We start from the raw sequence: 11,760 nt of genomic DNA on the forward strand, positions 1-11,760 counted from the left end.
TCGCTGCGCTATTACTCCCAATCATCTACACACCTAGATGCTACGGTTTCTAGGCAGAACCGGCATTTATGCGTTCAATACGCTCAATTCGTTTGATCAACCGCTCGACGTCATCGCGTAATATCGTGACCTCTTGCGTAAAATCAGAAACCGCATGCGGGCGTACTAGCAACGGTTTTTCCTCAAGGAAATATTCGGCCACGTTTTCTGCCAACTTTTTGTGCGTCGTCTGCACTGTCTGTAACGTTGACTTTGCCATCGAGACCAGGCGCGTGGCGGCAATATCACCGAACAACTTACTCAGGTCTTGTTCAGCATCCCACCGCAAACCTAAGCCAACTTGAGAAATCGCATTAGCGAAGTCTGCATCGCCTTCAATAGTGACATAAGAAAATGCTCGTTCGGGATTTTGCGCCATTAATGGCAAATCCGACAATTTCATCCGTATGGTGACATTTGGGGCCAAAATGGATGCTGATGCTGATGCTGATGCTGATGCTGATGCTGATGCCGATGCCGATTCCACTTTCGTAACTGGTGCCTGCAAGAAGCCGTCTGGCGTAATTTGCCACTTCAGCACTATTGCACCACTATCGATGTAAGCGATCTTGTCAGCATGCGCGGCAAGTTTACGCTGAGCCCAAGGTTCTTGGGTAAGCAAATGGTTAACAGCTGCGGTAAGAGGCGTAAAGTTCAAGGGAAAAGTCCTGGTCACAAAACAAAACCGCCCGTGACAATTCACGGGCGGTCTAAGTTTATCAGAAGCTGTTTAAAACTGACGGCGCATCTCGCATCAGAGCGCTACTTATAGGAAAACGCTTAACCAAAAACGTCTCCGTCCATTCAGGCGGGTCTTCCGTCAATACGTCATCGGTACATCGCTGCGCGGCGTATTGGGCGTACAACAGTGCAAAAAACCATAATGTCACTGAATCCGTATTGCACCGTTCTAAACAACGCACTTAATTGACTTGCTGAATCCCCGCCAAAATCCAACCGCCCGGCCCCGACACCGGCTTCGATAGATTCCAGACTTCTGTGAACGGCTCGGCTGACGCTTCCGGTGCTTCTTTAATCAAGCCACTGAATTTAACGCTGGCAAGATAATGATCATTCACCGTTTCGATGCCCATTAGCTCGCCATCGAGTTGCACCACGTCCGTGTTATTGGCTGACGCGCCGCGTTCTTGCAGTTGCATTTTTAACTCGCCGAACATTTCTGGCGAAGTAAACTCTCGTATATCACTGGTGTCAGCTTTATCCCACGCGGCTTGCAGACGGATGAAATAGGTTTTTGCACTCCGCACGAAGCCAGGAACGTCGAAATCTGCTGGAACGCCCCAAGGGGCGCTAGCATGTCCGGCGACCGGCGTGTCAGTTTGAAACGCCGCTGGTCGCGCCGGTTCGAGGCGTGAGCCTATTTCCGGCGTGAAACCTGTATTGTTATTATCGTTAGCGGCACGCGTACTTCCAGGGCTATCGGAATAGGCATTTGGATAGGCTGGCGCGGGATCGCTATTTCGGCGCATTACCATGCGGACCACAAAAATCACAACAAACGCTAATAAAATGATCATCAGGAATGATCCGCCAACACCGCCCATACCAAAATGGGACATCAAAGCGCCCAAACCCAAGCCTAACAATGCGCCGCCGATGATGCCTCTCAATGGACTGGCAGGTTTAGGGGCTACGCCGGGCGCTGCCGCTGGTGCAGCAGGGCGAGCGAAATTTTGTTGCGATGGACTACTCGGCACTGAGCGTGAAATCCCGGAAGACTGTTTGCCGAACGAACCGCCACCGCCCAATCGTCGAGCTTCTGCACTTGATATCGTCAGCGACAACGCACTGACAATCAACATTAATATCACTAATAATTTTTTCATGCTGCCTCCTGGCAGAGTACTTACAGTTTGATCCCGGTGTGCAACGCAGCCACACCAGCGGTTAAATTAAAATACTGGACACGCGCAAGTCCCGCATCCTGCATCATTTTTTTCAGCGTTTCCTGATCTGGATGCATACGGATTGACTCGGCCAGATAGCGGTAACTTTCAGCGTCGTTGGCAATTTTTTTGCCCAACCAGGGTAATACTGAAAACGAATACACGTCATAAGGCTTTTTCAATTGCTCACAGACTTTCGAAAATTCCAGCACCAACAGTTTGCCGCCCGGCTTAAGAACACGGCGCATTTCTGACAACGCCACATCCTTATGGGTCATATTGCGCAAACCAAAGGCAACTGACACGCGATCAAAGTAATTGTCCGGAAATGGCAATTTCTCGGCATCACAAAGCAAAGTGGGGGTTGATAACCCAGTATTCAAGACGCGATCGCGTCCAACTCGCAGCATTGACTCATTGATGTCGGTTAACCAAACTTCACCGCTCGGCCCAGCGCGTTTAGCGAAGGCTTTAGCCAGATCGCCGGTTCCACCAGCAATATCCAACACTTTAAATCCGGGACGTATGGCAGCCTGCGCGATTGTGAACGCTTTCCATAGCCGATGCATGCCAGCCGACATCAAATCGTTCATGACGTCGTATTTAGCCGCGACCGAATGAAAAACTTCGGCGACTTTATGCACCTTGTCTTCTTCAGCGACAGTTTTGTAACCGAAATGGGTAGTATTGGTCATATCGATAACCTTATTAAGACAGGGTTGCATTATACAAGCCCGCTGTAGATGTTGTTGTCAAAGAGAGAATCGAAGACAATTACTTGTAGTGGCAGTTTCCTACCCGAAGCGAGGTCGTGCAGCTTAATCAATAGGCTTAAACACCCTCTGGTCCAGACATGCGTTCCATCCGCTTTAGGGAACATCGCGCCATTAGCTGGTAACTTTAGTTAATGCGCAATCAGCCATCAACGTAGCAAAATAAGGCATCGCTGGCGTTACCATATCAGCGTCCTTAGCCAAATCATCCCACAAACGCAAGCTAACGGCATCTGCGGCGTAAGGGCGCGCGATAAACTCTGCCGCGGCGTGGGTGGAAAATACGCCACCTTGCAGGGCAAGACTCCGCTTGGAATCGTCCGATAGCTGGTCGTAATAGGTTGAATCGATCGCACACAAATAGCGTTTGGCATCCACGTGCATGCGAATCGGCTCTAACACCGCAGGGCTAAACAAACCCCGCAAATAAGGAATGGCAAAATATTGATGGGTATCGTCGATTCCACGTTCCGATGGTGTCTCGCCCTGCGGGTTGAGCAAGTGTCCCAGATCGTGCAGTAAAGCGGCGCAGATCAGTTCTGACGTTGCACCGGCCTGTGCCGCAAGTGTTGCCGTTTGCAAAGCATGTTCACGCTGCGATACCGGTTCGCCCGAATACATAGCGTGGCCTCCGTCTTCAAACAGCCCGCAAATTTCTGGTATCGACAGCATTGAATTTAGCCTCAGTGAGTACACAGCTACACGAAAATATCTTCAAATAATATCCGTCCTGAATGGCCAATTTGTACGAACATGCCCTCCTTGGCAACACTATTTTAAGCCTCGTCGCGATACATTGCTGCCGCTAAGCCTAACGGTAGCAGGACCAATAACTGTATTGGCATGCAATCGTTAAGACTTAACCGCAACCATGGCCGCCTGCCTTTTTGGCAGTCATCGATAAATCCCGCCCCGCATCACGTCCGTGCCCGGCATCGTCCAAACGACGCAAATATTCTTCCCAGAGCGCATCTTGTTCCTGACCTAATTTATATAAATAGGCCCACGTAAAAATACCGCTTTCATGACCATCCGAAAAGGTCGGTTTAACGGCGTAGTTACCAACCGGATCAAGCGCTGCCAAGGTAATACCGCGCTTGCCTGTTTGCAATGTTTCCTGACCTTCGCCGTGACCTTGTACATCGGCCGAAGGCGAATAGACGCGCATCATTTCAAACGGCAACGAGAACGTCTTACCGTCATCAAAAACGACTTCCAATACGCCTGATTTTTGATGGGCGGTAAATGATACGGGAATCGGAGTAGGAGCAGATTGTTTGGAGCCGAGCATGGTGTATCCGTATATAAATTAAAGTGCGACGTATTAATGTGAAAATTAATGCAAACCAAAAGGTGCGTATTAAAGTTGCAAAAGCGCTGCTCGCAATGACGGCAATAACGCCTGACGGGCGGCCAGCACAGCCGAGGGTGTCGTTTGTTGAATCGTTCCCCATACTGGTTGCGGGAAATGCACGTCATCCAAATAGCGCGGAATCACATGCCAATGCACATGCGGCGTCATGTTGCCGAAGCAAGCAAGATTGATTTTTTCCGGCTGCATGACCGCCCTTATCGCCTGCTCAACTCGCCATATAGCGCGCATCAAACCATCACGATCGTCAGCGGACAAATCGGTCATTTCCTTCACATGCGCATGCCAGATAACCCGACAAAATCCTGGATATTGGGCATCATCGACCAATACCACGCGATATTTGTCGTTACGAGAGAGCACTTCTCCGCCCTCGCTTGCGCACAATTCACAACCCGCAGAACTGGCCGTCATGGTTATACCAACACGCGTTCTATGCCGCCGCTATTGGCGCGGTTGACGTAATCCGGCAACCAGTTTTCGCCCAATAAATGCTTCGCCATTTCGACCACGATGTAATCTGCAGTCGTGCCGGAGTCATCGTTGTAACGCGTTAGCCCTTGCAAACAAGATGGGCACGATGTCAGAATTTTGACTTCGCCGGTGAAACCATCCGCGCGCACTTTATCCGCACCGCTGATCATCTCTTCTTCCTTGCGGAAGCGCACTTGCGTTGATACGTCCGGACGGCTCACGCCAAAAGTACCGGATTCACCACAGCAGCGATCATTTTTCTCGATCTTCTGATTGTCTATAGTCGTGATTAACGCATTCACGGTTTTCAGTGGGTCTTGCAACTTCATCGGCGAATGGCAAGGGTCGTGATACATATAACGCGTGCCGTTAACACCTTCCAGTTTAAGATTTTTTTTCAGCAAATATTCATGGATATCGATGATGCGACAGCCGGGGAATATTTTCTCAAACTCATAACCCTGAAGTTGATCATAGCAAGTACCGCAAGACACGATGACAGTTTTGATGTCGAGGTAATTTAAGGTGTTCGCCATCCGATGAAACAACACCCGATTATCGGTGATGATCTTCTCGGCTTTGTCGAAATCGCCAGAACCACGTTGCGGGTAACCACAGCACAAATAGCCAGGTGGCAACACCGTTTGTACGCCAACGTGCCACAACATTGCTTGCGTTGCCAGACCAACTTGCGAGAACAGGCGTTCCGAACCGCAACCGGGGAAGTAAAACACTGCTTCGGTTTCGGCCGTCGTTGTCTGCGGGTCCCGAATGATCGGAATCACTTTATCGTCTTCAATGTCCAGTAACGCGCGCGCGGTCTTCTTCGGCAAATTACCTGGCATTTTCTTGTTAATAAAGTGAATGACCTGTTCTTTAATCGGTGCTTTGCCAATCGTTGACGGTGGCGCTTTAGTCTGCTTTTTGGCAAACTTTTTCAGCACTTCGTTACCTAGTCGTTGTGCCTTAAAGCCCCAATCGGTCATCACTTTGCGGGTCATGTTGATCGTCGCAGGATCTTTGGCATTCAGGAAAAACATCGCCGCTGTCGTGCCCGGATTAAACGATTTTTTGTCCATCTTACGCAGCAGATTACGCATGTTCATCGACACTTCACCAAAGTCGATATCGACCGGACAAGGCGTCAAACACTTGTGACAGACGGTGCAATGATCCGCGACGTCTTCAAACTCTTCCCAATGCTTGATCGAAATGCCGCGCCGTGTCTGCTCTTCATATAAGAAGGCTTCGACCAGCAACGAAGTCGCCAGAATCTTATTGCGAGGCGAGTACAGCAAGTTGGCGCGAGGCACGTGCGTTGCACAAACCGGCTTGCACTTACCGCAGCGCAAGCAATCCTTGATACTCGTAGCAATCGCGCCGATGTCGCTTTGCTGCATGATCAGCGATTCGTGTCCCATCAAGCCGAACGACGGCGTGTAAGCATTGCTTAAATCAGCTTCAAGGCCCGGCAAATTCAGTAATTTACCTTTGTTAAAACGTCCTTCTGGATCGACGCGTAATTTGTAATCGCGGAAATCCTTGATTTCATCTTCGGTCAAAAACTCCAGCTTGGTAATGCCGATGCCATGCTCACCCGAAATCACGCCATCCAGCGAACGCGCCAACTTCATAATGCGCGCAACTGCAGCGTGTGCGTCCTGCAACATGTCGTAGTGATCGGAGTTCACCGGCAAGTTGGTATGGACATTGCCATCACCGGCGTGCATGTGAAGCGCGACAAATACACGGCCACGCAATACTGTTTTATGAATAGCCGTGCATTCGTCCAATATCAACTTGAACGCGCCACCATTAAAAATCTGGCGCAATTGCGCACGGACTTCCTGCTTCCAGGAGATGCTGACGGTGCGGTCCTGAACCACGTCAAATAAACGTGCATCGGGTTGCTGAATCAAGCGCTGCTCAAACACCGCACTTAATTTATCCAGACCCAATGCTGCTAATTCCGCCTTTACGTCGGCCAGCGGTGCATCCAGTTGCTGCAAAAGATACGTCCAGCGCAGCTTCGCCTTTGCCAGCAAATCCTGCGCTTGAGGAACCCGTTGTTCCATCAACTCTGCGCCAGCGATATCATCGCCATCGGACTCTTCGCTTTTACCCAAAGGCAAATTACCTTTGGCAAAAAAGACTTGCAATTGATCTAACAACTGCAACTTGTTTTTGATCGATAACTCAATATTGATGCGTTCGATACCGTCGGTGTATTCGCCCATCCGATTGAGCGGAATGACCACGTCTTCATTAATTTTAAAGGCGTTGGTATGCTTGGAAATAGCCGCGGTACGTGAGCGATCGAGCCAGAATTTCTTCCGCGCTTCTGGACTAACGGCAACAAACCCTTCACCAACACGGTTATTCGCCAGACGCACGACTTCCGACGCTGCGTGTGCGACAGCGTTTTCATCGTCACCCACAATGTCGCCAAACAAGGCCATTTTCGGCAACACGCCGCGCTTGGACTTGGTCGAATAACCGACTGCGCGCAAATACCGCTCATCGAGATGTTCAAGACCGGCGAGGCGAATCGACGTAAATCCTTCGCCTTTTGCGGGAAGACCGTCGAGATAGTTTTTGATCTCAACGATCGATGGAATCGCATCGCGTGCCTGACCGAAAAACTCCAGACAGACGGTACGGGTGAACTTTGGCATTTTATGCAAAATCCACACGCCGGACGTGATCAGCCCGTCGCAACCTTCCTTTTGAATACCAGGCAAACCGGCTAAAAATTTATCCGTAACATCCTTGCCTAAACCCTCCTTGCGGAAAGTGCCGCCGGGTATTTCAAGAATTTCAGTCTTGAACGTCGCTTCTGCCGGATGTCCTTTTGCCGCCGGATGCCGCCATTCCAGTTTAAAACGCGCTAAAGGCGTGTCATGAATTTTGCCAAGATTGTGATCCAGTCGCGTGACATCCAGCCAATCGCCGTTTGGATCGACCATGCGCCAGCTTGCCAAATTATCAATGGCAGTGCCCCATAACAAGGCCTTTTTACCACCCGCATTCATGGCAATATTGCCGCCGATGCAGGATGCGGATGCCGAGGTTGGGTCAACCGCAAAAACGAAACCGGCCTTTTCAGCCGCATCCGCTACGCGCTTGGTTACTACACCAGCGCCGGAGAAAATAGTCGCGTATTCCGTTTGCAGACCTGGCAATACAGCCATTTCCACTTCGCCGAGTTGTTCCAGCTTTTCGGTATTGATTACTGCTGAAAACGGTGTGAGCGGAATCGCACCGCCCGTGTAACCGGTGCCGCCGCCACGCGGAATAATGGTCAGACCGAGTTCGATACAACCTTTGACCAGTCCCGCCATCTCATCTTCGCTGTCGGGTGTCAGGACCACAAACGGATACTCAACGCGCCAGTCGGTAGCATCTGTTACGTGCGATACACGTGACAGTCCGTCGAACTTGATGTTGTCTTTGGCGGTATAGCGCCCCAAAATTTTATTGGTGCGTTTACGCAAATCATAAGTCTGACGGAACTCGTCCGAAAATTTGCTAATAGCCAAACGTGCAGCCTCGACCAATGCTTCCACCTTGGCGCTACGGCGGATCGCGTCGTGGTCATGATCTTGCGCGTGTGCGATATCCAGACGACGCTTATCGACTTCTGCCAAACGATGGTTCAGCGCGTCAATCAGCGCCTGCCGACGTTTTGGATTGTCGAGCATATCGTCTTGCAAATAGGGATTGCGACGTACGACCCAAATATCGCCCAAGACTTCGTACAGCATACGTGCTGAGCGACCGGTCTGACGTTTGGAACGTAATTCATCGAGCAACGCCCACGAAGCTTCACCGAGGAGCCGAATGACAATTTCACGATCTGAAAAAGAGGTGTAATTGTAGGGAATCTCGCGCACGCGCGTAGGGGTTGCACCGTGTGGTGCATCTGATACTAGAGCTTGGATTTGTACTGGGGCGTTCATTTATATAGAGAGTGTAGGCTGCCGCTGAGTAAGCATTTTAGCCTATAGCGAAGAGTCGCGACGACAAGCTAGTGTTTGTGCGACATCAATTTGTGCATGGCCGCAATTTCAGCATCAAAATCCGTAGATTAGAATGGTTAAAATGATAACTAAAATCGCATTTGTGAAAAATTATATCTCTACAAAAATAATAGATTGCGTCATAGCAATAAGCAATTGAATCGATAAAAACAATCAACTATTAATAATTAATAGTTTTATTCTATAATTAATATATCGCACAATCATACGAAAGCAATTATGTGGCATCAATTTATGATCGTCATCTTCGACAACGTTGCTGTCACACTCGCCGAATACGCCGAGTGCAAAGGCTAGCAGTCGGCTTATTCAGCTTAGCGCTATAACCTTTCTCATTGAACTGGAGTCTAAACATGCGCACTCGTCATCAAGTACTTACCAATCGCTACTCTGGCCTTTCTCACTTGCTAAGCGCACAACCTTGGCAAGTCCGTATCGTGCCGCCACTGGTCATGTTGTTGATCACTCCCGCATTGGCTGGCATCTTTCTGCATGGACTTATTGTATAAACAATCCGTTTCATCTGGTTAGCAATGCGTGATACGTATTATTTATACACCAGAATTACGCCATTAATTCAGAATATGGCGCTGTTAAAACAGCCAGTGCGCGAGCTGCCGCCAGAATCCATCCGGTAATGACATAAGTATCCATGTCATAGCGATATAACGTAAAAATTTGCCGATTGCCATATACATGACGCTTGGCCAGAACGGCAAATGCAACCAACCTGCCAAAGTGCAAATGGGGTCGCCGATAATCGGTAACCAGCTCAATAGCATCGTTTTTGGGCCGTAATGCTCCAACCAATGGAACCAACGACTTTTGCGTTCGCGTGCAAATGCCTGCTTGGCGCTGTACCCCATCCAATAGTCCAATGCGCCACCGAGTGTATTCCCAGCGGTGGCGACCACGATGACGGACCAATAAAGCGCACCGTTAGCTTTGATGACCGCAAACACGGCGGGCTCTGAGCCCATTGGTAACAAAGTGGCGGATACAAAACTGACGATGAACACCGACCATAACCCAACGGTCGGTATCGCAAGCACGCCTAACGCCCATACAACAGCTGATTCAATCATAAAAATTTAAAAAGAAGGGGTTAAAAAAGGGCGCATGCTTTTAAAACAAGTGCCGAATACCTACCGAAATAACGACTAAATAGCAGCTTATAAAGCCATTCACGCCAACACGCAAAGCGGTCCATTATAATGATCGGCTGTCTACATTTCGGATAGACCTTAAACTTGACCTGGCGCTAGCGATTCAGGAGCTTCCTAATCTGCCGCAGCGCGCTAATTTGACCTGACCATGACTACAGATTATTTGCAGCAAATCTTGACCGCCCGCGTCTATGACGTCGCGCAGGAAACGCCACTTGAACTGGCGCGGACGCTGTCTCTGAAGATGGAGAACCAGATTTATTTCAAGCGCGAAGATATGCATAGCGTGTTTAGTTTTAAATTGCGCGGCGCATATAACAAAATGGCGAGCTTGACTCCGCAGCAACTCAAACGCGGCGTCATTTGTGCGTCCGCGGGTAATCATGCCCAAGGTCTGGCTTTGTCGGCATCTAAACTTGGTTGTCGCGCCATGATCGTTATGCCGACCACAACACCTCTGGTCAAGGTCGATGCTGTACGCGCCCGTGGCGGCGAAGTAGTGCTGTTTGGAGATTCGTACACCGAAGCCTATAACCACGCATTAACGCTGCAGAAAAAACATAAGCTGACCTTTGTGCATCCATTTGATGACCCACACGTCATTGCAGGTCAGGGTACAGTCGGCATGGAAATTCTGCGCCAGCATGCAGCACCAATTCACGCAATTTTCGTCCCTATTGGTGGCGGTGGCTTGATTGCAGGAATCGCCGCCTACGTCAAAGCGGTGCGGCCCGAAATCAAGGTGATCGGCGTCCAGACGGTCGATTCGGATGCGATGGCGCGCAGTCTTAAAGCGGGTCGCCGGATTACTTTAGCCGATGTAGGGCTATTTGCCGACGGCACTGCCGTCAAACTTGTCGGGGAAGAAACGTTTCGTCTCGCCAAACTGTATGTCGATGAAGTCATTCTGGTCGACACATTCGCAGTTTGTACCGCCATTAAAGATGTATTTCAGGACACGCGAAGTATTCTAGAACCATCCGGAGCGTTGTCAGTAGCCGGTGCCAAAGCCTATATCGAGCGCGCTAAAGGCACCCGCAAGCCGATTAAAAATCAAGTGCTGATTACCATCGCTTCCGGTGCCAATATGAACTTTGATCGGTTGCGATTCGTCTCTGAAATGGCAGATATCGGCCAATCGCGCGAAGCGGTATTTGCCGTCACGATACCAGAGGAACGCGGAAGTTTCGGTCGTTTTTGCAAATTGGTTGGTGATCGCAACGTCACTGAATTCAACTATCGCATCAGTGACGAAAAAGCTGCGCACGTTTTTGTCGGCGTGCAAACCTCAACGTACGATGAGTCTGGACAGATCGCCAAAAATTTCGAGAAGCATGGTTTCAGCACGCTTGATCTGACCCATGATGAACTAGCCAAAGTACATATCCGCCATCTGGTTGGTGGCAAAAGTGCGCTGGCGCATGATGAGTTGTTATATCGCTTTGAATTTCCTGAGCGTCCGGGCGCGCTGACGCGCTTTCTTGACTGTATGGCACCAAACTGGAATATAAGCCTATTCCATTATCGGAGCCAAGGTGGCGACGTTGGCCGTATCTTAATTGGCCTGCAAGTGCCGAAAAAGGAAATGAAAGCATTCCGTGGCTTCCTGGATAATCTAGGTTATCGCTATTGGGATGAAAGTGAGAACCCTGTCTATAAACTGTTTTTGGGATAAACTATATCTGGAATAAAGTGTCGTGATGGAAAATAATTCGGATCACTACGCAATCCCTTCATCAAAGAAATACAACGTATTTTGTTAACTATTTTTGACCTTAACCAAGGTTCATGTCTGTATGTTTATTGACCGCCAAGCTTATGTCCTGGCGGTCAAACGGTGAGTCGTTGAATCATTATGCTCGATCATTGCGTTTGATCGTTACTATCAGACCGACAACGACTACCCCGTTGATAGCGCTTCGATAAAGTTTTTTTCAATCTATATTTTCTCAAAATTCTCCATGCCACACTGGAGTTCTGGCTTTGCCG

General features: G+C 49.4%; 10 protein-coding genes. 2 read left to right on the forward strand and 8 right to left on the reverse strand.

Going from position 1 to position 11,760, the window contains the following annotated elements; genetic code table 11:
- Positions 1-49 precede the first annotated feature (49 nt).
- From ACXX82_RS08000 to ACXX82_RS08030, 7 genes are all read right to left on the reverse strand, one after another.
- The gene (locus tag ACXX82_RS08000) at positions 50-697 is read right to left on the reverse strand and encodes a ubiquinone biosynthesis accessory factor UbiJ (protein WP_458562731.1); all 648 of its coding nucleotides are present in this window, start codon (positions 695-697) and stop codon (positions 50-52) included.
- A 265-nt stretch (positions 698-962) separates the two neighbouring features.
- On the reverse strand, positions 963-1,886 hold the full coding sequence (locus ACXX82_RS08005; RefSeq protein WP_322233461.1) for a Tim44 domain-containing protein: 924 nt from the start codon (positions 1,884-1,886) through the stop codon (positions 963-965).
- A 20-nt stretch (positions 1,887-1,906) separates the two neighbouring features.
- A complete protein-coding gene (gene ubiE, locus ACXX82_RS08010; RefSeq protein WP_322233463.1) occupies positions 1,907-2,641 on the reverse strand; it encodes a bifunctional demethylmenaquinone methyltransferase/2-methoxy-6-polyprenyl-1,4-benzoquinol methylase UbiE in 735 nt (244 codons plus the stop codon).
- 192 nt (positions 2,642-2,833) lie between these two features.
- On the reverse strand, positions 2,834-3,391 hold the full coding sequence (locus ACXX82_RS08015) for a phosphonate degradation HD-domain oxygenase (protein ID WP_322233465.1): 558 nt from the start codon (positions 3,389-3,391) through the stop codon (positions 2,834-2,836).
- A 187-nt stretch (positions 3,392-3,578) separates the two neighbouring features.
- Positions 3,579-4,010, reverse strand: a complete 432-nt coding sequence (locus tag ACXX82_RS08020; RefSeq protein WP_322233467.1) for a gamma-butyrobetaine hydroxylase family protein — start codon at positions 4,008-4,010, stop codon at positions 3,579-3,581.
- A 69-nt stretch (positions 4,011-4,079) separates the two neighbouring features.
- Positions 4,080-4,505 (reverse strand): HIT family protein, encoded by a 426-nt coding sequence (locus ACXX82_RS08025; RefSeq protein ID WP_322233469.1) that lies wholly within the window; start codon positions 4,503-4,505, stop codon positions 4,080-4,082.
- Positions 4,506-4,507: 2 nt separating this feature from the next.
- On the reverse strand, positions 4,508-8,524 hold the full coding sequence (locus ACXX82_RS08030; protein WP_458562732.1) for a DUF3683 domain-containing protein: 4,017 nt from the start codon (positions 8,522-8,524) through the stop codon (positions 4,508-4,510).
- 434 nt (positions 8,525-8,958) lie between these two features.
- Here ACXX82_RS08030 and ACXX82_RS08035 point away from each other — a divergent pair, with 434 nt between their 5' ends.
- A complete protein-coding gene (locus ACXX82_RS08035) occupies positions 8,959-9,114 on the forward strand; it encodes a hypothetical protein (RefSeq protein WP_322233473.1) in 156 nt (51 codons plus the stop codon).
- An 84-nt stretch (positions 9,115-9,198) separates the two neighbouring features.
- Here the strand turns inward: ACXX82_RS08035 and ACXX82_RS08040 are convergent, their stop codons facing one another.
- Entirely contained in the window at positions 9,199-9,690 is a 492-nt protein-coding gene (locus tag ACXX82_RS08040; RefSeq protein ID WP_323506539.1) for a YqaA family protein, read from the reverse strand.
- A gap of 229 nt (positions 9,691-9,919) precedes the next feature.
- On the opposite strand from ACXX82_RS08040, the gene ilvA reads away from it, so the two are divergent.
- On the forward strand, positions 9,920-11,446 hold the full coding sequence (gene ilvA, locus ACXX82_RS08045) for a threonine ammonia-lyase, biosynthetic (protein ID WP_322233477.1): 1,527 nt from the start codon (positions 9,920-9,922) through the stop codon (positions 11,444-11,446).
- Positions 11,447-11,760: the final 314 nt, after the last annotated feature.

The organism is Glaciimonas sp. GNP009 (genome assembly GCF_054343755.1).